Below are 22,681 nucleotides of genomic sequence, written 5' to 3'. Positions count from 1 at the left end.
TGACAGTAAATGGTCGGCTTCGGCCAAAGCCACACGACACGGGTATGACCGCCCTGCACTGGGACGTTTTGGATTTAATCCATCGCGTTGGAGACTGGGTATCGTCGCGCTCGCTTTTTGACTGGCTAAGGCCTCGTTATGGGTATTCCGCGTCGACGTCCAAAGCGATGCAACGAGCGCTGCAAAGGCTGCTGGATCAAGGCGTTATTGAACGCCGGGGCCAAGCCAGTGCACGCAGTTGGCGCGTCATCCCGGGCAAGATGCCTGCCAAGGCGGAGGTCAAAAGTGTGGAACTGGCCGTTGCCCTCTTGCAGTTGGAACACTTCGCTTCCAACCAATTGCCGGCCGATGCGCTGAAAGCGCTGAGGGAGCATTGCGATCGAAGCCGTGAACTTCTGGCAAGCCACCCCACCTATCCACGGTTCTTGCAGGGCCGGGCCTGGCTGGGCAAGGCAGCGATCATTGACTCGGGCTTTCCGCTGCTGCCACCAGCCCAAGACCCGCAAATCATGCACGCGTTGACGGACGCGCTTTATCGCAACACACGTCTGTTCCTGAGTTACCGGAACGGCGCTTTGTCCACCGACGCTCCAGTCAGTTATCACGTGTCTCCTTTGGCTTTGGTCGAGCGCGGCAGCGTTTTGTATTTCGTTTCGTGCCGCCGATCCCGCCGTACAGGCCGGTTCGTGCGCTATCTGCACCGAGTCGACAGGATTTCCACCGCCGAATCCACGAGTGAGCCTGCGGACAACGACGAGGACTTTGATCTGGATCGTTTCTTGCGATACGAACATGCGCTGCTGTTTTTCCCGGAAGCGCCGCAAAAGGTCACCCTTAGGGTTCGCGAACGCGAATTTCGCAGCCGTTTGCGTGATTACCGGTTGTCCGAGGACCAAGTCATTAAAGAAAAGCGCGACGGCTTTGAGTTGGTGGCGACAGTCCGCCCCTCGCTGACGTTCAAGCAATTCGTGCTTAGCCTGGCGCCCGATGTCATGCTGATCAAACCCGCGCATTTGCGTAAGGAAATTCATGGAGTGCTTGTGGCGAGCGCATCGGTTTATCTGGCCGGCGATTTCGGACCAACATCCTCCGTCTAACCCGTGACTACCGGCCAGGGATAGCCCACCAGCGCATCGGCGCGCATCGTGCCGTCCAGCGTCATAGGCGCGACCACAGCGATGTCCAAATCATGCATGCCCGCTTCAATCCTCGTCCGATCAAAGGCATGACGAGAGACGCCCGCCGCAACGAGAGCGGTCGGGTGGGCAATTGAAGACGCGGAGACCTGACGCATCAGGGAAGGGAAATCAGCGGCAGCATGGTCCGTCGCCATGACCGCCAGCAGGTTGGCGCTCAACATAGGACGCACGCCTGCCCACCCTGACAGGTCGCGGTAACCGTTCTCGGCGTTCCACCCCGTTGCGGCGAGGGCTCGCGCCAAAGTCTGTAGCGCGTTCACCCACGCCTGACCGGTCGACGCGACCCAGACACCAAGCCGTTGGCTGGGAAGCTCGCTGAACTTGCCACGACACAACGCGAGCGCGGGTGTGCCGGCCTCGCCCGCTTGCCTCATGGCTTCAACAGGGCCATACGTGTTCCAGACAGCATGGCCCGTTGCGCCTGCAAGGGTAGAGATGTCGACCAAATGCACCACTAGCGCCTCCGAGTCGAGGGCAACCCCGGCGCGCCAGTCTATTTGGGGTAGCTGCTGGTTCAGCGTCGCGGCCACCTCGCTCGCTTCCTCGGCGGAAATGCCCCACCCTTCCAGGTGAATGACCGCTTTGTGAGGGGCCTTGAATGCGGCTTGAGGAACAAGGTGATTTGCAGACGATTGGGACACGAACAAACTCCATGCAGACTTGAGAAACTTCAGTCTGGACGGCGCTCTGGACATTCCGTGTCCAGACACGAAAATTAAAAAATCGGCCCCAACTCGTATGGCGTGGTGAACCAGCGCAATTCAAGCAGACAGACGCGCTGCTCGCGCCACCACCAACATTCATCATCCCGTCATCCGCCCTACCTAAGCTTCCCGCTTTTTCTGAAGGGCAGCACAGATGGCGAACGACAAGCACGACGGCAAACTTGAGGTTGCCAACAAACTCGCGGCACTGCCGACCGATGCGGATCCGCGTCGTCGCAGCCTGCTAAAGGCCGGCTTTGGCGCCACGCTGCTGCCCGTAGGCGGATCGCTGCTGCTATCTGCCTGCTCCAGCGACGACGATGACGACGACATCACGTCGCCCGACACGCCTGGCACGCAGCCCCAACCCCAACCGCAGCCCCAACCCGAGCCGCAACCCCAACCCGTCAACATCTCCAGTTTCGCAGTAGCAGTACTGCCGGACACGCAGTTCTATTCGCGCTACGCAACCGACGCCGAAAACCAGCAGTTCATGCGCAAGTACGGCAGCGAGCCGTTCAAGGCGCAGACGCAGTGGGTGGCCGATCATTCGAAGTCGCTGGGCATTCCGTTTCTGATCCACTTGGGCGACGTCGTCGATCAACAAGGCAAACCGGATCAATGGAAAGTGGCCGATGCCGCCATGGCGATTCTGGAAGACGCCAAGGTCCCGTACTCGATTCTGGCCGGCAACCACGACGTGATCCTGGACCGCGACTACGTCGACGCCAGCAGCCAGGCCAGCGCCACGGACGCGCAGCGCAATCTGGCCAACGAGCCCTATTTGAAAACCTTCAGTGCCGATCGCGCCAAGAACCAGGCCACGTTTGGCGGCCGCGATCCTAGCGGCTTCCACGAATATCACGTGTTCGAAGCCGAGGGCCAGAAGTTCATGGTGCTGTCGCTGTCGTGGCGCATCTCCGATGACGCGTTGACCTGGGCCAACCAGGTCATTCGCGCGAATCCGACGCTGCCGGTGATCCTGGTCAACCACCAGTTGCTGAACATCGACAAGGATGGTGTCACGCCGCTGGAAGTGCCCTACGGGCTGATGCTGTGGGACAAGCTGATCCGCGACAACGATCAGATCTTCATGACGCTGAACGGCCACTATCACGGCGCCGCGCATCTGACCAAGACCAATGCGTTCGGCAATTCGGTCGAGGAAATGGTGGTGGATTATCAGATGGCCTATCAGGGCGGCAACGGCCTGATGCGTCTGTACGAATTCGACCTCAGCAACAACGAGATCCGGGTGCTGTCGTTCTCACCGTGGGTGCCGCAGAAGCCGAAGAACACGCTCAACACGTTTGACCAGGCCATTCTGACCGGCGCGAACGAGCAGTTCACCATCAAGATGGATTTTGCGAAGCGCTTTGGCGGCTTCAATAAGGAATTCAAGGCGGCTACGCCGTCGCACACTGCGCTGATCGACCAGGCGCGCGCGTTGATTTTGGCGAACTACACGGATCCCGTCGCCGCCGAGCAGAAGCCCGCCGCCGATCCGGATGATTATCCGCAGGTGCAAGGCACGCTGGCGCACTGGCGCTTCTTTGGCGGCGCCAACGGACAGCCGGTGCCGGTGGGCGAAGTGATCGCGGACCGCGCAGGTCTGAACCCGATGCGGCGCGCGCCGCTGAATATCGACGGCGTGGCCGGTGCGCAGGTGGGCGATGTGGTCTGGTCCGACGATCACCATTACCTGTCGGCCGCGCCCGGCTCGGTGCGCTTCCTGAACACCGACAAGAACACGGCTCGTATGAGCTACTTCACGACGGATGCCGCGGCCATCATCAACGGTGAGACCGCGACCGACGGCTACACGGTGGAAGCCTTCATCAAGATCGACCGCGACTGGGTCGCGTCCAAGCACGCGTGGATGAACATCATGACGCGTGACGGCAAGCGCGGCGATCTGGCGGGATTTTCGGGCGGAGACCCCGAATCCCCGCCGCTGCTGTTCGCCGTGTCGAGCCTGCGCGAGATCCAGTGGGAAGTGGTGCCGGACGACACGGGATCGCGTAGTCCCAAGGCAAACTGGTCTGGCGAGATCATCCCCGACAAGTGGATGCACGTTGCCGTGGTGAACGATGACACCACGCACGAAACCATCCTGTACGTGGAAGGCGCGCCGGTTCTGCGCAACACCTCGGGCGCTCGCGGCCTGGCGACGCTGGCGGCCAACATGCCGTGGATCGTCGGCGCCGGTTCGTGGGATGGCGCGCGGGCCGATGGCTTCTTTGGCAGCGTCGGCGAGATCCGTATCGTCGGTCAGGCGCTCCAGCCGATCGACTGGCTGACCGCGCGTCGGCGTTGATAGGCGCACGCGCCGCGGCCGGCCTTTGCCGCGGCGCGTGAGTGAGCGAGTGAGCGCGTTAGATATCGACGTTGGTTCGTTTATGCTCATCATCAATCTTGCCTTGATCATTTTGTTCGCGCAGAGAAAAGCGAGTAATTCAGGCGCAAGACAGGCGTGCCGATTCGATTCCGGCCGCCGGGCACCAGACACTTGTCTGGACTGATATCCAGGTAGTACATCAAACCCGCACCAGCTCGCGCTCTGCGGGTTTTTGCCGTCTGGGATAATCCCGGACCTCAACCCGTCAGATCCGTCAGGAGCGCGACTCAGCGCTTCCAGACCGGTATCGAAACAATGATCATGTCCATCAAATCCCCGCTCGTGACCATCGCGTGCGGGATTTAACAGCATTTGAATAACTAAAACCTATGCCTCTCATGACCTGGATTCACCGCTTTTGGCCGGCGCGCTGCAGCTGGCTTGCCGCATTGGCCCTCTGCGTCTACCTGCCAGCCAATGCCGCGCAGGCAACGCCATCAGACGCCATCCAGCCGCCGGCCCTCGTGTGGGGCGCCGTCCCGAGCGCGGATCTCTACCTGCTGGTGGCCAGTCCGCGTCTCAGCAAGCCCGAGCTGCAACAACTGGTCGCCGACAGGATCGGTCGTGGTGTTGGCGATAACCAAACCATCACCCAGATCTGGAGCAATACGCCGGAACCCATCCAGCTATGGCTCTCGATCGATCCCGTCCGGCTTAAGGAAGCCAAGCTGTCCACGGATCAGGCATTGGAGGCGCTGGCCGCCAAACTGGATATTTCCGCCCAGCCCACCCAGGGAATCCGCCCGCCCCCTGCGTGGATCTACTCCGGCGCGACACGTGAGAAGTTGGAAGCCTGGAGCGATGCGCCCCCACGGTTGGCGGACGGCACCATCATCAACCCATCGGAATGGACGACAGTGGCATACCGGCAAGCGCCGGAATCCTGGGAAAGCTGGAACAAGGTTGGGGTAAGCCTTGCGGTGTCAGCAGAGTCGCGCCGCGATTCGTTGGACAGCATCGTCAGCGAACGCCTGAAAGCGCTGGCGTCTCACCTGCCTGATGACGTGTCGGTAATGATCCTGCTGGCGGGCCCCCGCTTGAACGAAGCCGACGGCATATTCGTCACGGTTGCGCGCGACGAGTAGCCCATCACCCGGTGCTCCTGCCTCCCTGCTCATCCGAAGACCAAGGGACCCAGCAAGCCGCCGCAAGTTTTGCCGCTAGAATCCGTCGCAGACAGGTTGGACATCACGGTCCAGCCAATCACCGGAAAGCCTCATTGGCGCAGGAGGTTCAATGGCAATCAAGGCCGTGGCATTCGACGTATTCGGAACCTTGGTCCACATCGAACGGCCGACCCGACCGTTCCGCAAGCTGGTCCGGCTGCTGCATGAAGCGGGTCGACCGCGCCAGCGCGACGACGGGGTCCGCGCGATGAGCAATCCGATCGACCTGCGACAGGCCGCCAGCCTGTTTGGCGGAGTGGTCAGCGATGCAGACCTGAACGCGCTTGAAGCCGAATTGCGTGAAGAGATCCGATCCATCTCGCTTTTCGCGGATGCCACGCCGACGTTGCTTGCATTGCGGGAACGCGGCATCAAGGTCGCGCTTTGCTCCAACCTGGCGGCGCCGTATGGCCCGCCGGTGCTGGACTTGCTGCCCATTCGGCCGGACTTCTGCGCCTGGTCGTACGAGGCCGGCGCCGTGAAGCCGCAAGCCGAGATCTACCAATACCTTTGTGATGGCATTGCGTGCCGGCCCGATGAAGTGCTGATGATCGGCGACACCATCGAGGCCGACATGATCGGGCCACGAAAATTCGGCATTCACGGCTATCACCTTGACCGGCACACAGCCACGTCAAACTCAGCGGACTCCGTTCAATCGCTAAGCGACGTGCTTACGCTGATGGCCGCGCGCCACTGACGAGCGGCCGGCGGCGAGATGAAGGAGACTTCACCCGCCCCGCCTCCGCCACGCCCACCACACCGCCCCGATCGGCGCAAAGATCGCCAACCACGACACGCCATCCCACACCCCATCGCCCAGCAGCGCCGACACCAATCCCACCACCGACGCCACGCCCAGCCAGATGGGCGCGCGGAACACCTCGCCCGCCGACTGCAGGTGTTCGGTGCGCGCGCTGCGCGCCTCGCTCGTCCTGTTCATTGCGCGGCCTCCTGACGGTCGCTCTGACGCAGCGCATTGGCGGCTTCGGCAGCATCCTCGGCCAAGGGCTTGGCAGCCGTCGCAGCCTTGGGCTTGCGCAGCCACAAGTACAACCCGCTACCCAGCACCACGATCGCAAACAGATCCAACACCGCCCAGAGGATCTTCAACGGCAAGCCGCCGTAATCCCCAAAATGCAGCGGCTGCGACAGGAACAAGGTCTTCACGTACCACGGCATTTCGCGCGTGTCGGTCAGTTCCCCATTCGTCGCGTCCACCAGCGCCGGCTTGAGCAGGCGCGAAGTCACGGGCGTATTGCCCTTCATGAAGAACGTGTAATGGTGCGGGCTGGAGAACATCGTCCCGGGAAACGCCACCAGGCTCACCGCCATGTCCGGCACCGCGGCACGCGCGGTGCGGATGGAGTCTTCCAGGTGTGCGGGTTGCGTAACCGGCGGCAGGCCGCGAAATGGCGCGGTCATTTCCGCCATCTGGTCCATTTGCCATAGGCTCAACACGACGCGATTCAAGGTGTTGATGCTGCCCGTGATGCCAACGACCAGCAGCCACACCACGGTGACGATGCCCAGCAGGTTGTGCCAGTCCAGCCATTTGACACGGGTGCTGCGCTGGGTGCGCAGCGCGCCGAACTTCAGACGTCGCATGAAGGGGTAATACAGCACCACCCCGGACACGATGGCGACCACCATCAAGAGGCCCATTGCGCCCAGAAACAGCATGCCCGGCAGGCCGGCGAACATATCCGTATGCAGCTTGAGCATGACGTACATAAAGCCTTCGTCGGTGGCCGGCTCGTCCAGGACCTTGGCCGTGCGCGAATCGATGACGACCGCGTTGTTCTCCTCGGGCGGGGCGTCGACGGCGCTGGCCATCGAGACATACGTAATGTCGGGATGCTCGTCCTGATCCCAGAACATGTAGCGGATGACTTCGCCCGGGCGGCGTTCCAGCGCGGTCTGGGCGATCTGGTCCATGCTGGCGTTGGGCGTGCCGGCGGGCATGGGCGGCGCTTCGACCACGCCTGACAGGTGCTCGATCTCTTCATGAAAGATCAGGGGCAGCCCGGTCAGACACAGCAGCAGCATGAAGACCGTGCAGATCAGACTGCTCCACTTGTGTATCCATGACCAGGCTTGCGTGGACATATCTGCCTCCTTAGAAGGCGATGCTGGTCGAGAACGTGTAGGTGCGCGGAGAGCCTACGAACAGATAACCGGCGGTGGCCGTGCCCCAGTAGTTCCGGTTGAACAGGTTCTCGACGTTGAGGCGGAAGGTGACGGGTGTGCCGCTGATCTTGGTTTCGTAGCGGGCGCCGGCGTCGACCCGGGTCCAGCTTGGCGCCGACAGGCTGTTGTCGGCGTTGGCATACGTTCTGTCGGTGTAGATGACGCGGCCCAACACCGTCAAGCCGGGGACGAAGGGGGTATCCCACTCGGCGCCAAGGTTGAATTGCCAGTCGGGCACACCGATGGCCTTGTTGCCCTGAAGGTCGGGCGTGGTGGCCTTGTTGATGACGGCGTCGATATAGCTGATGCCGCCCAACAGACGCACGCCCTTGGTGACTTCGCCGGCAAAGCTGGCTTCCACGCCGCGGTTGCGCTGTTCGCCGAACTCGCCGAAGGTGTTGCCAGAGATGCCGGAGCTGGGCCGCGTCAGCTCAAACAGCGCGACGGTGGCCAGCATGTTGTCGTTCAGGTTGTACTTGACGCCGATTTCCTTCTGCTTGGACTTGAACGGCGACAGCGTCTCGCCCGGGTTGGTGATGGCCGCGCTGGTCGGCGCGGTGTCGCCCTGGGACAGGCCTTCGACGTAGCTGGCATAGACCGACAGGTCCGGCCGTACCTTGAAGACGACGCCGGCCAGCGGCGTGGTGGCGCTCTTGTCGTAGCGCGGGCCGCTGGGCTCGCCGTTGGTGAAGTTGTAGTTCTGGCCCTGCACGTTCTGGCGGCGCACGCCAAGCGTCAACTGCAGGCGGTCGTCCATGAAGCCCAGGGTGTCGGCCAGCGCGTAGCTGGTCAGCTTGACGCTCTGGTAGCGGTTCAGGGGGTTGCTGACGCCGGAGATGGACGGCGTGTCGAAGGTGTTGCCGGCGTAGATGTTGGAATTGCCGGGCGGGAAACCGGTGTTGAAGCCCAGGTCGGAGTCCTGGTCCAGCAGCGTGTAGCTGAAGGCGACCTTGTGGCTCACGGGGCCGGTCTTGAAATTGCTGCGCAGGCCGGCTTCGGTGGACTTGCTGTCCACCGTCATCCGCTGCCAGCCGCCGAAAAATGAGTAATCGCCCTGCGAATTCTGCAGCACGGGGTTGGCGGCAAAGGCGTCCCAGTCCAGCTTGCGCTGGCCATAGCCCGCGTAGGCGGTCAGGTAGTCCGTGATGTCGTATTCGATCTTGAAGACGCCAGCGGTGTTGCGGCCATCGCTCCAGCCCAGGCCGGGATACGGATTCTTGTTGCTGGGCGCCTCGGGAATCGAGGTCAGGTCGTCGCCAAGCTGGAACTGGCGCACGACGTTGTCGATGCGTTCCTTCTGCCAGATCAGGTCCAGGGACGACCGCAGTCTTTCACCGCGATAGTCCAGCGCAACCGAGCCGAGCGCTTCGCGCGTGGATTGGTCCTTGATGGGCGTGTCGCCGTCGCGCAGCATCCCGTTCACACGAATGCCGAACGCGTTGCCTTCGCCGAAGCGGCGGCCGACGTCGGCATGCACGCCAAAGACGGAGTCGGACATGACTGAGCCCGTGAGCCGGGTGATGGGCTCATCGGTCGCGCGCTTGGGCACCAGGTTGACCACGCCGCCCACGCTGCCGCCCGGCGTCATGCCGAATAGCGCCGCCGACGGGCCCTTGATGATCTCCACGCGTTCCAGGGTTTCGACCGGTGCGCGCCAATACGGGGTCAGCCCGAACATGCCGTTGAACGCGAAGTCCGCAGTCGGCACATTGAAACCGCGGATGGTCAGGTCTTCGTTGATGTTCGAACGCGCGCTGCTCATGCGCACGGACGGGTCCATGGTGGCCACGTCGGCCACGGATCGCGCCTGTTCGTTCTCGATGGTCTGGGCGGTATAGCTGGTGACGCTGAACGGCGTGTCCATGACGGACGTATTGCCCAGGATGCCCATGCGGGCACCGCCGCCGATCAGGCCGCCGGCGATCGGTGCGGGCGCCTCGCCCAAGGCGATCGGGGCACTGGTCACGGTGACGGTGGGCAGAACGGTGATATCGGAGGGCGCCGGCGCCTGCGTCTGCGCGGTTACCGACGCGGCATAGAGCGCGGCGCTGCCCGCCAATGCCTGCTTCACTGCCAGGGCGACGCCCTTTTGCCTGCCTTGACGGCCTTTCGATGCTTTACCCACAGCCCCACCCCATGCAATCTATTATGTAAAACGCGCATGATAAGCATTCTTATTCGATATCGCTATGGGGTTTATCTTGATGTGGCGTCGACGCATCAGTCGTGGCATCGGCGCCGGCGGCCTCGGAAATCATCCAAATGGCCTCATCCATCGCTTGAGGCGATCGCCCCAAGTTTCTGCGCCGGCGTTTCACGCCCCGGGATTGCGGTCCACGTACACCAGCCCCGCCGCGGCCAGCTTCTCCCGCATGCCGTAGATATCCAGCCCCAGTTCCCCGGCGGCCAACCGCTTGCGTTTGGCCGTCTCGTTAATCAGCCGCGCCTCGCAGGCGTCAGCAACCTGCGCCGCACGCTCGCGCGGCACGATGCACACGCCGTCGTCGTCGGCGATGACGACATCTCCGGGCTGCACGAGCGCTCCCGCGCACACGACCGGCACGTTCACCGACCCGGGCGTCGCCTTGACCGTGCCCTTGGCAGAGACGCACTTGGACCACACGGGAAACTGCATGTCCTTCAGCGCCGCGACATCACGGCAGCCCGCGTCGATGACAAGCCCCTGTACGCCGCGTGCGCGCATCGAGGTGGCAAGCAATTCTCCGAACATGCCGTCCTCGCTCGACGACGAGCAGCCCACGACGACGATATCGCCCGGCCGGCAGAGTTCGATTGCAACGTGCAGCATCCAGTTGTCGCCCGGCTGCGCCAGCACCGTCACGGCGCTGCCTGCGATGGATGCGCCTGCGTACACGGGCCGCAGGTAGGGTTTCAGCAGGCCGGTGCGATGCTGCGCCTCGTGTGCGGTGGCCACGCCTGCCGACGCCAGGCGTGCGATGACCGTGCTGTCGGCGCGGTCGATGTTCCTGACGGCGATGCTCATGCAAGCTCCCCGGTGACTTGCGGGAACACGCGCTGATAGCCTTCGGCGTACTTGATCTTCAGGTTCGAGTTGCGCGATGCCTGCACGCCGCGCTGCAAGGCGACGCGGGTGTAGTACTCCCACAGGTGTTCCTGCGCGGCCATGGTCTCGAAGGCCCGGCGCTTCTGGTCCCAGACTTCGGAGATATCGAGCAGCACTTCGGGCTTCCACTCGCACTGCTCGGGCTGGTGCGGCTCGAACAGAAACACGGGCGGCGCGCCCAGCACCGTCTGCTCGGGATGGTGCCCGTGCGCCTGCGCAATCACGCGAGCTTCCTGGGCGACGTGCGTTGCAAGCGGATGGTCGAAGTTGTAGGGGTCTTTCTGCGAATGCGTCAGCACGAATTCCGGCTGCAGTTCGCGGTACACATCCACCAGTTCAAACAGCGCCTCGTCCGAGACGCGCAGCGGATAGTCGCCGCAGTCCATGAACCGGATGTCCGCGCCCAGGATGTCGGCCGCCAGACGAGCTTCGTCGCGGCGGTCGGCCTTGACGCGTTCCAGCGTCATGCCCGGCTGCTTCCACAGCTTGGCGGATTCGCCGCGTTCGCCGAACGACAGGCAGACCACGGTCATTTTCCAGCCGCGTTTGGCGTACAGGGCGATGGCGCCGCCCGCGCGCCAGACGAAGTCCGCGGAGTGCGCGCTGACCACCAGCCCGTTCTTTTGCCGTTCCATTTCAGTTCCTCTATGCATGGTTGCCGGCCGGACCCGCCCTGCGGACCCGTACCAGCGCGAGCGCGGTCAATCAGCCTTGATGCCCGCGTCCTTGATGACCTTGGTCCACTTGGTGGTTTCCGCCGCGACAAATTGTGCGAACTGCATGTCCGTACCGGGCGTGACGACCGCGCCCATCTCGCCGAAGCGCTGCTTCACGGCCGGGTCCTTCAATGCGGATTGCAGCGCGGCATTCAGCTTTGCCGTGACCTCGGGCGGCAAATCCTTGGGGCCGATCAGGCCCCACCACACCGTGGCCATCGCGCCCGGCAGGCCTTGCGACACCACCGTGGGCACCTCGGGCAGCATGCTTGCCGGCTCGTCGTCCAGCACGGCCAATGCGCGCAGCTTGCCCGCCTTCACGTGCGAGACGACTTCCAGCGGGTTGATGGACATGAAGGAAATCCGCTGCCCCAACAGGTCGGTGACCGCAGGCGAGCCGCCTTTGTAGGGCACGTGCAGCGCCTTCATGCCGCTCTCGCGCTTGAGCAGTTCGCTAGCCAAATGGCCGGAGCTGCCGTTGCCGGCCGACGCGTAGGTCAGCTTGTCGGGATGCGCGCGGCCATAGTCCGTCAGGTCCTTCAAGGTCCTGAACGACGACTCGACCGGCACCACCACGGCCAGCGGCGCGTAACCGATGGCGCCCACGGGGGTGAAGTCGCGCGCGGGATCGAAGGTCAGCTTGGAGAACAGCGCACCGTTGGCGGCCAGCGTATTCGACGCGGTCAGCAGCGTATAGCCGTCCGCCGGGGCGCGCGCGACGGTGTCCATGCCGATATTGGTGGCCGCGCCAGGTTTGTTTTCGACGATGATCGTCTGCTTCAGCGCATCACCCATTTTCTGGCTGACGAGGCGGGTGACGATGTCCACGCCGCCGCCGGCGGCGTACGGCACCACAATACGGATCGGCTTGTCGGGGAAATTGGCCTGTGCGGCAGCCGACAGCGGCGCCAGCATGGCGGCGATCAGTGCGCCCACGCCTGCGGCGGCGGCAAACGTGCGGCGGGACCGGGAGGGCTTGAAAGCCTTCATGGTTGTCTCCTGTGTCGTTATACGTGTTGGTATGCCCGAATGATGCGCGGCGTACACTCATATCGTCCAATACCGTTTTTCACGATCATCTATTTGCTTTCCAAATCAATATGGATTTCCGCCAACTGCGTTACTTCGTCGCTGTCGCCGAGGAACTGAGCTTCAGCCAGGCCGCCCGCCGGCTGCACGTCAGCCAGCCGCCCCTCAGCCTGCAGATCAAGGCGCTCGAAGAAGAACTCGGGGCGCCGCTCCTGACCCGCACGAGCCGCAGCGTGGAACTGACGCAGGCGGGCGCGCTGTTCTTGGACCAGGCGCGCCGCGCGCTGTCCCACCTGGAACGCGCCGGCGAGGTCGTGCGGCAGTCGGCGCTGGGAGAAACCGGCGAGATCCGCGTGGCATTCACGGCGTCTGTGCCGATGTTCGACGCCTTTCCCCGCATCGTGCATGCCTTTCGCACGGACTTTCCCGGCGTGGGCGTGGACTTGAGCCATCAGTCGACGGGCCAGCAATTGCGGGCGCTGGCTTCCAAAGACATCGACGTGGGATTTCTGCGGCATCCATCCTGTTCGTGCCGCCGCCCAACATCGCGACGCTGCCGCTGTGGACCGACCGGCTGATGGCCGCCCTGCCGCAATCGCATCCGCTGGCGCGCCGTGACACGCCGCTGTCAATGACGGACCTGGCGGACGAATCCTTCATCCTGTTCCCGCGCGGACTGGGCTGCGGCCTGTTCGACCACGTGAGCGTGCTGGCCAACCGGGCGGGCTTCGCCCCGCAAGTCGGCCAGGAGGCGCGCGAAGGCGCAACCATCATCGGTCTGGTCGCGGCGGGGATGGGCATTTCGATCCTCCCCGACACCTACATGAAAACGGGCATTCCCGGCGTGGCCTATCGCGAACTGGATACGCCAGACGCCCAAAGCCAGGTGCTGCTGGCGTATCGTTCGGAAGACGGCTCCCCGCTGGTGCAGCGGTTCCGCGAGACCGCTTCGGCCGTGCAGTAGACGGCAGAGGCCGCGGATCGCAGTGGTGATTCAAAGGCCCCCGCCAGGACCCTCCGCCTCTTCGCGCTCACCCTTTCCGCCATGCTGGCCTTTGCCGGCAATTCCCTGCTTTGCCGCCTCGCGCTCAAACAGACGGCGATCGATCCCACCACCTTCGTCGTCATCCGCGTTGTGTCGGGTGCGCTGATGCTATGGCTGGTGCTTGCACTGCGCCAGCAGTCCGAACGTCTGGAAGGGTCCTGGGCGGGCGCGTTGGCGCTGCTGGCGTATGCACTGGCGTTCTCCTTTGCGTACACGCATATTCCCGCCGGCACGGGCGCCCTGCTGCTGTTCGGCGCGATCCAGATCAGCATGATCCTGTACGGCCTGACTATTGGCGAACGATTGGCGCCGCTGCAATGCGTTGGCATGGCGTTGGCGATTGCCGGGCTTGTCGCGTTGATGCTGCCCGGTACGGACGCGCCACCCGTGTTCTACGGATTCCTGATGATCCTGTCCGGCGTGGCGTGGAGCATTTATTCGCTGCTGGGCCGGGGCGCACGGAATCCGGTGGCGGCAACCGCGGGGAATTTCATCCGCGCCGCGCCGGTTGCGCTGGCGTTGTTGCTTGCGCAGTTCGTCATGTCGCACGTTCGGCTCGACGCCGCAGGCGCCGCCTATGCCGCGGCGTCCGGCGCGGTGACGTCGGGCCTGGGGTACATCTTCTGGTACGCCGCGCTGAAACAGTTGAACGTGACGCGCGCCGCCACCGTGCAGCTCAGTGTCCCGGTGCTGGCGGCGTTGGGCGGGACACTGTTTCTCGATGAGCCGCTGACGGTTCTGCTGGTGGCCGCGTCCGCGCTCGTGCTGGCGGGCGTGTCGCTGGTGATTCTCAACAAGCGCGTGGCTTGAATCGCCTCGGCCATCGCCATGAAGGGCAGACCACCGCGGCCATCAACGGCCCGCATTGCAGTCTGCCCTTCAGCGTGCAGGGTTACCAGCGATACCCGACGTTCAGCATGCCGCCGTAGCCCCGCTGACCGCCGTTTCCAGCCTGGCCGAACAGCTCGCCGCCAACCTGCCACGACTCGCGGACATCTCCGGCCACGCCGATTCGCAGTTCCGCCGCGTCGCGCATCGGCGTTGCCTGGAACGTCGAGGCGCCCACGTTGGCTTTCGCGCTGCCCGAGTTATGCAGCCAATTGGCCTCGACGTAAGGCCGCACCAGCGACGTGGCGGCGTCGTTGCCAAGCGGGTACGCCCGGACACCCACGCGCGAAGTGACCGAACTGGCGGGCGAGTTTTTCAGCGTCATGCTGGGCAGGACGGCGTCCTGGGCGTTGTAACGCGTATAGGCCAGTTGTGCCTGCGGCACCACCACCATCGAACCCAATGCCGAATCGGCAGCGAAGGGCTTGAAGGCGTAGCCGGCTTCCACCGATGCGGTCCAGGTGTTTGAACGGTAACGGGCCGAGCCCAGTTCGCTATTGATTTCGTTGGAGTAGCGGCCGAACTGCAACCACGAGTCGGCGTACGCGCCCAGGCGGGTGGCATCGTCGGCGTAAGCCGTTGCATAGATGCCCACCGAATACCCGGTGACCTTGCCGCGGGCGTCAACGCGCATCGCCATGCCGGTACCGGGGTGGATGAGCTGGGAAGTGGCGTTCGTGCGTGCATCGCCCGCGCCGGCCATGACGCCTGCCTTGAGGACGCCTTGCTGACCCAGGCGCGTGCTCAACAGGTCGGCGCCCATCTGCAGCATGGCGGTGTCGGTATCGATGCTTACCCGGCCTTGCTGAAGTTCCATTCCGGTATGGCGCGCGCCCTCGGTACGTGCCCACAACTGCCGGGATGCCGCACTGGCGGGTGCAGACTGGCCGGCCGACGTTTGCGCCACGCTACGATCCGCCAGGCGATGTACGAACATGCGGGTGGCTGCGAACTGGTTGCCGATGTGCACACCGCTTTCCGGTGAGACATTCTGCAGCGTGCCCGGGGCAGGACCGGTGGCGCCACCGCCACTACCGGGAGGTGTCGTCCCCCCACTGCCAGGCGGCGTTTCGGTGCCGCTGCCCGGCGGCGTTTCGGTGCCGCTGCCCGGAGGCGTTTCGGTGCCGCTGCCAGGAGGCGTTTCAGTGCCGCTGCCGGGAAGCGTTTCAATGCCGCCGCCAGGAGGCGTTTCAGTGCCGGTGCCGGGCGGCGTTTCAATGCCGCCGCCAGGAGGCGTTTCGGCGCCACTGCCCGGCGGAGTTTCAATGCCGCTGCCAGGCGGCGTTTCGATGCCGCTGCCAGGAGGTGTCTCAACGCCACTTCCGGGCGGCGTCTGACCGCCCGGGTCCGTGGCGCCGCCTTCTTCCGGCGGCGTCGTTGAAGTCAAATACCAATCGGACGCCACGCCGCCCGTGCCGCCCTGAACCAGGAAATAGTCGTAGCCATTGAGCGCCAGGCTAATGGTTGAGGGCCGATAGCCAGTCGAATTCGCGTCCAGGTAAAACGCATTGCCTGAAATCGTGGCCCCGTTGGTGGCCTGCACGAGCCGGATGCCTTGCGTGGTCAACGCGCCTGCGCCGCCGGCGTTCAAGACTCGCAGCCCGGTCGTGCCCGTGACCGTGCCGCCGTCCACGACGAGCCGGTCGGTCAGAGACGTATCGTCGCCCAGGTGGGTATTCATGACCAAGGTGCCGCCGCCGATGTAGTCGGAGACGGTCAGCGTCTTGAATCCAGATTGCGCACCGGGAGACACGAACCGCACGACACCCGCGTTGGTCAGGGTCTTGATGGCCGAATCGCCGCGCACATTCCAGACGCTGCTGGCGTCTAACTTGACGCTGTCCACCGAACCCTGCCCCGCGCGCACCGCGCCGGTCCACTCACTGCCGCTCGCCAGCCCGATGTCGACGCGGCCGCTGTCGGCGGTCAACACGTCGCCCGTCATGAGCGCGCCTGTGGCGTTCAGGGTGACGCCTTGCGTCTGGTACGGTTGCCCGGGGACGATTCCCGCGCTGGGCGTCGCCTGCGTTCTAAGCAGGATGCCGCTGCCTTCGTCGCCACCGGCTCGGGCCACCACGGTGGCGTTCTGAACGGTGATGTCGTGATCACCGCCCCTGACGAGAAACCCCACACCGTCGTGGGTTTGCAGGTCGCTGCCGTCCGACAATACGAGCGAGTTGACGCCCTGCGGCTCGTAGCGCACGCTTTGCACGCCGTTTGCGTTCTGACCCGTCATGATGACTTGCGTGTCGCTCAGCGAAACCGTCGTTTCACCGGCGCCGATGCTGCCAAGCATATACACGCCGGTCGAGCCCGTGGATTGCCCGTTCAACTGTGAATTGACGGCGTCAATACGTGCCTCGTCGGCTGCTCGAAGCGCAGTTCCCGCGCTGCCGGATACGTCCACGGTAACGCCGTCCAATGTCACCTGCGTGCCGCGATGGTTGGCATTCACGCCTACCGCATTCGTGGCTTCGGCCAGGATATGCGTTCCCACCGCGTCGATCGTTGTTGTCGCCGTGTTATCGGTCGAGTGCGCATACAGGCCGGCCCGTCTTCCGCGTAAGGTACCGCCTTCAATCTGTACCGCCCCATTGCGGCTTCGGATCGCATACAAGTCCGCACGGATGTCCAGGTTCTGTCCCGTCATCACATGGTTGTTCATCACCGTGACGCCCTCGTTGACCGCGACGGCTTCGCTGCCGATTGTCACGTTCGTCAAAGACGCCGAAGACCCACTGTTTTGACTCGCCTCGTTATACAAGAGCACGCCGAAGTCCACCGAATGTGGACCGGCAACAACCGTATCCGTCATGGTCAGGCTGGAACCGTCGACAACGGACATCTGGCCTTCAATGGTGCTTCCTTGAACGGTGACGATGGCATTTTGCGAGATATGCACGGTTGCCGCCGAGGCATTTTCTGTGCCTCCTGCCTTGACGTGGCTGTCGGTCAGCAACAGCGTGGCCTCTTGCACCGAAAGGTCCGCCCCCGTCGCCGCGCCCATGTCATCCACGCTGGACAGAATGACGTTGGACAGTTCGACGCGGCCGCCTAACTGCACGCGCACGCCATAGCTGTTGACGCCATTGCGATCAATGCTCTTGATCTCCAGGTCGCTTGCCGTGATGACGCCCCCATCGGAAGCCCGGACGGTACCCTGGAAACCGCCCGATCCCGAGACGGTTCCGCCAAGCAGATTGATGCGGCCCCCATCGGTCGCAAGCACGGCCGTTGCCTCTGAGGAGAGCAGGGAGATGTCGGCGTGGACAAAACTATTTTCCTGGGACGCGGACAATGCAGCCCCGGCCTGCGTCTGGATCGTACTGTCCGTGATCGTGATCGAGCCACCGCCTTGAGTATGCGCACCTCGGGCGTCTGCCTCTGCGGTGACAGTGATGCCGTTTACGAAGACGCTGTTGCCCTGGTTGTTGACGCGGATTGCGTCTCCGGTGCTGACGGTGATGCTCGCTCCGGGGAACACCTCCATCGACGTGTTGCCTTCCGGGTCATCAATGAGAATCGGCGGCATCGGCCCCGCCAACGCCATCAAGGGAAAGGCCGGGATCGTGACGGCGAGAATCGCCGCGACAACCGGGGAAAGGGGGAAATGCATCGCAAGCTCCGTAACCCGTGCGCGGCCTCGGAGATGCCAAAAGCCAGATGCCAGCCAAGTGCAGCAACGCCGAACCGCCACGAAAAAAAGCGACCATTCTCTTGACGCTGCGCAACCCCGCACATCGAAAGATTTCTAAAACCGATTCCACCTCTTGCAAAAATGCAGTGGCACGCAACAATTCGGACCAATACCCGCAACAATGCACAAAAAAAAGGAATTGCCACGCGAGGCAATCCCAAAAAAAACGGGCTGCTCCGGCAAGCAGCCCGCAAACCCAGTCCCGCACCGGGACGGATACTCAAATTCAAACCATCACACGCTATCCAGCGCAGACCGGTCCACGCTCGCCGCCGCGGATGCCGCGTCCTTCATCTCTTCGATGAAGACCGGCGCGCACAGCCCGGCGACAACTGCCGCGAGGTCCGGATCGATGTCGTCATAGGCATGACGCCCGGCCAGCATGTTCAGCGAGCCGATCACACGCCCCTCATGCCGCACCGGAATGTTGAAAGCCGACTGCAGCCCGCGTTCGATCAGCATCGGCGCCTCGGAGAACACGGTGCGCACATCGTCTTCATTGCTGGCGACATACAGCCGCCCTTCTTCCAGCACCAGCCGCGACCACGGACCGTTGCCGGTGGCTTTGAAGCCGCCGAGCGGGCTGATCGATTCGTCCGACGTATGCAGACGCTTCATCAGCCGGTGGTCCTGCAGGTACAGCAACGCAGTGAACAGCTTGTGGCCAAAGCAGGCGTGCAGCAGGTTGGAGATCACGCTCCACTGCGCCTGCCGGTCCGCCGCCAGCGCCAGATCGCGCGCGTGCCCGGCCAGCGGGCGGAATGCGGAGCCCTTCGTCATGCGTTGATCTCCTCAAGCACGACGCCACGCGTGTTCTTGCCGTAGAACAGGATGCCCAGGCCGCCGACCAGCAGGATGGCGGTCATCATGGCGAACACGCCGGCAAAGCCCAGGACCGGGTACGCGACGCCGACGATGGTCGGCGATGCGATGGACCCGATGCGGGCAAACGCCGAGGCCGCGCCCATGCCGGTCGCACGGATCGACGTGGGATAGATCTCGGCGGTGTACGTGTACTGGCCGGCGATCACGCCATTCATGCCGAAGGACAGCAGCATGCTCAGCATGATGATCTGTTGCTCGCCGCTGGCCAGCGCCAGGCCCAGCGCGGACAGGCACGACAGCAGCATGTAGGCCAGGATGGTGTATTTGCGGCCGATCTTGTCGTTGAAATACGCGGCCGAAAAGTAGCCGGGAATCTGCGACAGGTAGATCAGGATGGTGTACGAGAAGCTCTTGGTGATGGTGAAGCCGCGCTCGACCAGCAGGCTGGGGATCCACACCAGGAAGGCGTAGTAGCAGAACAGCACCGTGATCCAGAACACCCACACCAGCACGGTCGTGCCCAGGTACTCCTTCGAGAACAGCTGCGCCAGCTTGGCCATCGCGGTCTGCTGCGGCGCGCTGGTGGCCGTGGCCTTGCGCGTGGCAACGGGCGTGGGCAGCGGGCGGCCGGTGCTCTTCAGGACTTCGGCTTCGATGGCTTCGCAGATGCGGTTGGCTTCCGCGGTCTGGCCGGTGTGTTCAAGCCAGCGCGGCGATTCAAACAGCGACTTGCGCCACCACAACAGGAACACGACGGGAACAGAAGCGATGATCATGATCCAGCGCCAGCCGTCGTCGCTCATCGGCACGATGAAGTAGCCCAAAAGCGCCGACATCACGAAGCCGAACGAGAAGAAGCCCGCCAGCGCGCCGGTGAAGCGGCCGCGATACTTGCTGCTGACGAATTCGGCCAGGTACGGCGCGATGATGGCGCCTTCAGCGCCCATGCCGATGCCGGCAATCATGCGCAGGATGTAGAACTCGTGATAGTTGCGGGCAAAGGCGTTGAAGAACGTGGCGACGCAGAACAGCAGGAGCGCCCACATCATGATCTTCTTGCGGCCGTAGCGGTCGCCCAGGATGCCGGAGAACAGCGCCCCGACCAGGAAGCCGACATAGGTGCTGCTGGCGATCCAGCCGATCTGGCCGGTGGTCAGACCCCACTGCGTGCGCAGCGAGGGAATGATGAACGCGATGATGCCGGCGTCCAAAGCTTCAAAGGCCAGGCCGAGGCCGCCGATCATCAGCAGCCGGAAATGAAAGCTGCTGAAGGGCAACCGCTCCAGGCGGTCGGATACGGAAAACATGATGGGGGAAATTCCGGAGTAAAGAAGAGGGGTACGAAGCGGGCGAACGTCAGCAGGCGTTCTTGTGCAGCAGGCCGCGGTTCATGATGAGCTTGATCGAATCCGGCTTGGTCAGTAGTTCGATGTCGTCCAGCGGATTGCCGTCGATCAACAGCAGGTCGGCGTAGGCGCCTTCGCACACTTCGCCCAGCAGGCCTTCCTGGTTCAGGATCTCGGCGCCGATCAGCGTGGCTTGCTGGATGACCTTGGCGTTGCCCAGCACGCGGCTGCGCAGCACCAGTTCGTCGGATTGCATGTAGTGGGTTTCGCCCAGCAGGTCGCTGCCGTAGCCCATCTTCACGCCGACGTCGTCCAGGATCTCCAGCGCGGTCAGGCCTTGCGTGCGCACGGTGGCGATCTTCTTGACCGAGTCCAGCGGCAAGCCGAAGCGCTCGCCGTCGTTGGCCAGGCCTTCGTAGGTGATCAGCGTGGGCACCATGTAGGCGCCGTGTTCCTTCATGACCTCGGCGGCCTCGCGGTCAACGAGGTTGCCGTGCTCGATGGTGCGCACGCCGCAGCGCACGGCACGCGTGATGGCGCGCGGGGTGTAGGCGTGGGCCATCACGTAGGTGTTGGCGTTGCTGGCCTCTTCCACAATGGCGATCAGCTCGGCTTCGGAGAAGCCCAGGTTCTGGATGGGATCGTTGGGCGAAGCCACGCCGCCGGACGCCATGACCTTGATCTGCGTGGCGCCCTTGAGGATTTCCTCGCGCACGGCCAGGCGGCAGTTGTCGACGCCGTCGACCACGCGGCCGATGTTGCCGATCTTGACCGAGCACGGGCAAGGATCCAGTTCGTCGTTACGCTGGCGGAAGTCGCCGTGGCCGCCGGTCTGCGACAGGGCCTTGCCCGAGCAGAAGAGACGCGGGCCGTCGATGGTGCCGTCCAGCACGGCCTGCGCCAGCGCCCAGTCTGCGCCGCCGGCGTCACGCACCGAGGTGAAGCCGCGGTCAAGCATGCCCTGCATGATGGGCAGCGCGCGCAGCAGCGCCAGCGCGTTGGGCAGGGCCGCGACGCGGCCCAGGTTGAACGACGACGCCACCACGTGCACGTGGCAGTCGATCATGCCGGGCATCAAGGTCATGCCCTTGGCGTCCACCACCTGCGCATCCGCCGGCGCCGTTGCGTCGGCGGCGATGCGGGTGATGACCCCGTCCTCGACCAGCACGGTCGAAGCGGCTTCGAGGGCCAAGGTTCGGGTATTGAGGATCCTGCAATTCTTGATGACAACCGGATTCATAAATCAACCACGTAAACAGTTCAAAACGCCGGGAAATCGCGGCATGCCGAACTCTACCGGTACAATTCCGGGGTCCGATACCGGGTCTCCCCCTATGCGCTCGACACAAATTTGAAGAGCCTTATGAGCTTTACTCATACCCCCCTATGAGACGCCGCTGCCCCACCCTGTCCGAATTGAACGCGTTTTCCGCGGCCGCACGGCATCTGTCTTTCTCGAAGGCGGGCAAGGAACTGTTCGTCACGCAAAGCGCCATCAGCCGGCATATCGCCACGCTGGAAAGCTATCTTGGCCACGCGCTGTTCATTCGGGGCACGAACGGGTTGCAGCTCACGCGCATGGGCGCCACCTACCTCAGCCTGATCCGGCCGGCGTTGCATACGCTGGAAAGCGCCACGTCGCAGGTCATGGCGACGCAGCAGTCGGCAAAATCCCTGAATGTCTCGGCCGCGCCCACGTTTGCGGCGCAATGGCTGTTTCCGCGTCTGAAGACGTTCCGCGAGGTCAATCCGGACATCTCCATCAATTTCGTGCGTTACAGCGTCGCGGATTACAAAAGCACCGAGCTGGATTTCGATGCCTCCATCCAGTACGGCTATGGCGACTGGCACGACGGCGCCGCCAAGTACCTGACGGGACGCGAAACCCGCCTGGTGTGCTCGCGGGAATACCTGGATCAGCATCCGATCAGCAGCCTGGAAGACATCAAGCAGTGCACGCTGCTGCAGCACATCGAGATTCCGCTGTCCTGGGAATACTGGTTTTCGACGTACCTGGGCGATTATGACCGCGCCCGTTTTGGCCCCGGCTTCAATCTGTTTTCAATGATTATCCAGGCCGCATCCTCCGGCTTTGGCGTGGCGCTCATGCCGCACTGCCTGATCGAAAAGGAATTGGCCACGGGGCAGCTGGTCGACATATTCGATCGCACCTTTGAAAGCCCGCTTGGCTATTATCTTTGCGCGCCGAACTGGCGCAGCAACATGGAAAGCTACGAGCGGCTGAGCCAGTGGCTGGCGCATGAGTGTTTTCATGGCGGCGGCACGGACCCTGCGGGGCAGGCGCCAGGAAAGCCGGATCTTGGCAAACCTGCCAACGGACAAGCGTGCGCGACCGATTGCCCGTATTGCGTGGCGGCCGCGTAGACGGTCCG

17 protein-coding genes and 1 pseudogene are annotated in these 22,681 nt (G+C 63.5%); 7 read left to right on the top strand and 11 right to left on the bottom strand.

Features of this window, described 5'->3' with window-relative positions; translation table 11 throughout:
* The first annotated feature begins 44 nt into the window (after positions 1-44).
* The gene (locus tag KW836_RS06680; protein WP_218342776.1) at positions 45-1,097 is read left to right on the top strand and encodes a YafY family protein; all 1,053 of its coding nucleotides are present in this window, start codon (positions 45-47) and stop codon (positions 1,095-1,097) included.
* Here KW836_RS06680 and KW836_RS06675 read toward each other — a convergent pair.
* A complete protein-coding gene (locus tag KW836_RS06675; protein WP_218342775.1) occupies positions 1,094-1,840 on the bottom strand; it encodes a hypothetical protein in 747 nt (248 codons plus the stop codon). The genes KW836_RS06680 and KW836_RS06675 overlap by 4 nt on opposite strands.
* Before the next feature lie 217 nt (positions 1,841-2,057).
* Between KW836_RS06675 and KW836_RS06670 the strand changes: the two genes are divergently transcribed.
* The 3 genes from KW836_RS06670 to KW836_RS06660 all read left to right on the top strand — a co-directional run bounded on the left by KW836_RS06670 (position 2,058) and on the right by KW836_RS06660 (position 6,167).
* Entirely contained in the window at positions 2,058-4,220 is a 2,163-nt protein-coding gene (locus KW836_RS06670; RefSeq protein WP_218342774.1) for a LamG-like jellyroll fold domain-containing protein, read from the top strand.
* A gap of 419 nt (positions 4,221-4,639) precedes the next feature.
* Entirely contained in the window at positions 4,640-5,386 is a 747-nt protein-coding gene (locus KW836_RS06665) for a hypothetical protein (RefSeq protein ID WP_218342773.1), read from the top strand.
* 151 nt (positions 5,387-5,537) lie between these two features.
* Positions 5,538-6,167, top strand: a complete 630-nt coding sequence (locus KW836_RS06660; RefSeq protein ID WP_218342772.1) for an HAD family hydrolase — start codon at positions 5,538-5,540, stop codon at positions 6,165-6,167.
* Positions 6,168-6,197: 30 nt separating this feature from the next.
* Here the strand turns inward: KW836_RS06660 and KW836_RS06655 are convergent, their stop codons facing one another.
* The 6 genes from KW836_RS06655 to KW836_RS06630 form a co-directional block, all read right to left on the bottom strand.
* On the bottom strand, positions 6,198-6,410 hold the full coding sequence (locus KW836_RS06655) for a hypothetical protein (protein WP_218342771.1): 213 nt from the start codon (positions 6,408-6,410) through the stop codon (positions 6,198-6,200).
* A complete protein-coding gene (locus KW836_RS06650; RefSeq protein ID WP_218342770.1) occupies positions 6,407-7,576 on the bottom strand; it encodes a PepSY domain-containing protein in 1,170 nt (389 codons plus the stop codon). The genes KW836_RS06655 and KW836_RS06650 overlap by 4 nt, the downstream gene beginning before the upstream one ends.
* A 10-nt stretch (positions 7,577-7,586) precedes the next feature.
* Positions 7,587-9,782 carry a TonB-dependent receptor gene (locus tag KW836_RS06645; protein WP_218342769.1) on the bottom strand — a complete coding sequence of 732 codons (2,196 nt, stop codon included), beginning with the start codon at positions 9,780-9,782 and terminating at the stop codon, positions 7,587-7,589.
* A 189-nt stretch (positions 9,783-9,971) separates the two neighbouring features.
* Positions 9,972-10,661 (bottom strand): 4-carboxy-4-hydroxy-2-oxoadipate aldolase/oxaloacetate decarboxylase, encoded by a 690-nt coding sequence (locus tag KW836_RS06640; protein WP_218342768.1) that lies wholly within the window; start codon positions 10,659-10,661, stop codon positions 9,972-9,974.
* Positions 10,658-11,377 (bottom strand): PIG-L deacetylase family protein, encoded by a 720-nt coding sequence (locus KW836_RS06635; RefSeq protein ID WP_218342767.1) that lies wholly within the window; start codon positions 11,375-11,377, stop codon positions 10,658-10,660. Before KW836_RS06635 ends, KW836_RS06640 begins: the two co-directional genes overlap by 4 nt.
* 66 nt (positions 11,378-11,443) lie before the next feature.
* Complete coding sequence (locus KW836_RS06630) at positions 11,444-12,448, bottom strand: tripartite tricarboxylate transporter substrate binding protein (RefSeq protein WP_218342766.1); 1,005 nt, start codon at positions 12,446-12,448, stop codon at positions 11,444-11,446.
* A 110-nt stretch (positions 12,449-12,558) separates the two neighbouring features.
* Here KW836_RS06630 and KW836_RS06625 point away from each other — a divergent pair.
* Together KW836_RS06625 and KW836_RS06620 are read left to right on the top strand one after the other, a co-directional pair.
* Positions 12,559-13,451 (top strand): annotated as a pseudogene (locus KW836_RS06625) (LysR family transcriptional regulator).
* Positions 13,452-13,532: 81 nt separating this feature from the next.
* A complete protein-coding gene (locus KW836_RS06620) occupies positions 13,533-14,342 on the top strand; it encodes a DMT family transporter (protein WP_218342765.1) in 810 nt (269 codons plus the stop codon).
* 82 nt (positions 14,343-14,424) lie between these two features.
* On the opposite strand, the gene KW836_RS06615 is transcribed toward KW836_RS06620, so the two are convergent.
* The 4 genes from KW836_RS06615 to KW836_RS06600 all read right to left on the bottom strand — a co-directional run bounded on the left by KW836_RS06615 (position 14,425) and on the right by KW836_RS06600 (position 21,528).
* Positions 14,425-18,036, bottom strand: coding sequence for an autotransporter outer membrane beta-barrel domain-containing protein (locus KW836_RS06615; protein WP_218342764.1), 3,612 nt, complete (start codon positions 18,034-18,036; stop codon positions 14,425-14,427).
* Positions 18,037-18,351: 315 nt separating this feature from the next.
* Positions 18,352-18,897: a GAF domain-containing protein gene (locus tag KW836_RS06610; protein WP_218342763.1), complete on the bottom strand. Its 546-nt coding sequence runs from the start codon at positions 18,895-18,897 to the stop codon at positions 18,352-18,354.
* Complete coding sequence (locus KW836_RS06605; RefSeq protein WP_175137941.1) at positions 18,894-20,249, bottom strand: MFS transporter; 1,356 nt, start codon at positions 20,247-20,249, stop codon at positions 18,894-18,896. Before KW836_RS06605 ends, KW836_RS06610 begins: the two co-directional genes overlap by 4 nt.
* A 49-nt stretch (positions 20,250-20,298) precedes the next feature.
* A complete protein-coding gene (locus KW836_RS06600; protein ID WP_218342762.1) occupies positions 20,299-21,528 on the bottom strand; it encodes an amidohydrolase family protein in 1,230 nt (409 codons plus the stop codon).
* A 176-nt stretch (positions 21,529-21,704) separates the two neighbouring features.
* On the opposite strand from KW836_RS06600, the gene KW836_RS06595 reads away from it, so the two are divergent.
* Positions 21,705-22,673, top strand: coding sequence for a LysR substrate-binding domain-containing protein (locus tag KW836_RS06595; protein WP_175122790.1), 969 nt, complete (start codon positions 21,705-21,707; stop codon positions 22,671-22,673).
* Positions 22,674-22,681: the final 8 nt, after the last annotated feature.

It is taken from the genome of Achromobacter sp. ACM05 (assembly GCF_019218915.1).
Lineage (GTDB): Bacteria > Pseudomonadota > Gammaproteobacteria > Burkholderiales > Burkholderiaceae_B > Achromobacter > Achromobacter animicus.
This window is presented reverse-complemented; position numbering and strand designations above follow the sequence as displayed.

Excerpts from the sequence above, each read along its gene's own strand:
- KW836_RS06635 (WP_218342767.1), bottom strand. The coding sequence starts at position 11,377 with ATGGAACGGCAAAAGAACGGGCTGGTGGTCAGCGCGCACTCCGCGGAC.
- KW836_RS06665 (WP_218342773.1), top strand. The coding sequence starts at position 4,640 with ATGACCTGGATTCACCGCTTTTGGCCGGCGCGCTGCAGCTGGCTTGCC.
- KW836_RS06620 (WP_218342765.1), top strand. The coding sequence starts at position 13,533 with ATGCTGGCCTTTGCCGGCAATTCCCTGCTTTGCCGCCTCGCGCTCAAA.
- KW836_RS06610 (WP_218342763.1), bottom strand. The coding sequence starts at position 18,897 with ATGACGAAGGGCTCCGCATTCCGCCCGCTGGCCGGGCACGCGCGCGAT.
- KW836_RS06605 (WP_175137941.1), bottom strand. The coding sequence starts at position 20,249 with ATGTTTTCCGTATCCGACCGCCTGGAGCGGTTGCCCTTCAGCAGCTTT.
- KW836_RS06615 (WP_218342764.1), bottom strand. The coding sequence starts at position 18,036 with ATGCATTTCCCCCTTTCCCCGGTTGTCGCGGCGATTCTCGCCGTCACG.
- KW836_RS06680 (WP_218342776.1), top strand. The coding sequence starts at position 45 with ATGACCGCCCTGCACTGGGACGTTTTGGATTTAATCCATCGCGTTGGA.
- KW836_RS06640 (WP_218342768.1), bottom strand. The coding sequence starts at position 10,661 with ATGAGCATCGCCGTCAGGAACATCGACCGCGCCGACAGCACGGTCATC.
- KW836_RS06630 (WP_218342766.1), bottom strand. The coding sequence starts at position 12,448 with ATGAAGGCTTTCAAGCCCTCCCGGTCCCGCCGCACGTTTGCCGCCGCC.
- KW836_RS06600 (WP_218342762.1), bottom strand. The coding sequence starts at position 21,528 with ATGAATCCGGTTGTCATCAAGAATTGCAGGATCCTCAATACCCGAACC.
- KW836_RS06650 (WP_218342770.1), bottom strand. The coding sequence starts at position 7,576 with ATGTCCACGCAAGCCTGGTCATGGATACACAAGTGGAGCAGTCTGATC.
- KW836_RS06660 (WP_218342772.1), top strand. The coding sequence starts at position 5,538 with ATGGCAATCAAGGCCGTGGCATTCGACGTATTCGGAACCTTGGTCCAC.
- KW836_RS06655 (WP_218342771.1), bottom strand. The coding sequence starts at position 6,410 with ATGAACAGGACGAGCGAGGCGCGCAGCGCGCGCACCGAACACCTGCAG.
- KW836_RS06670 (WP_218342774.1), top strand. The coding sequence starts at position 2,058 with ATGGCGAACGACAAGCACGACGGCAAACTTGAGGTTGCCAACAAACTC.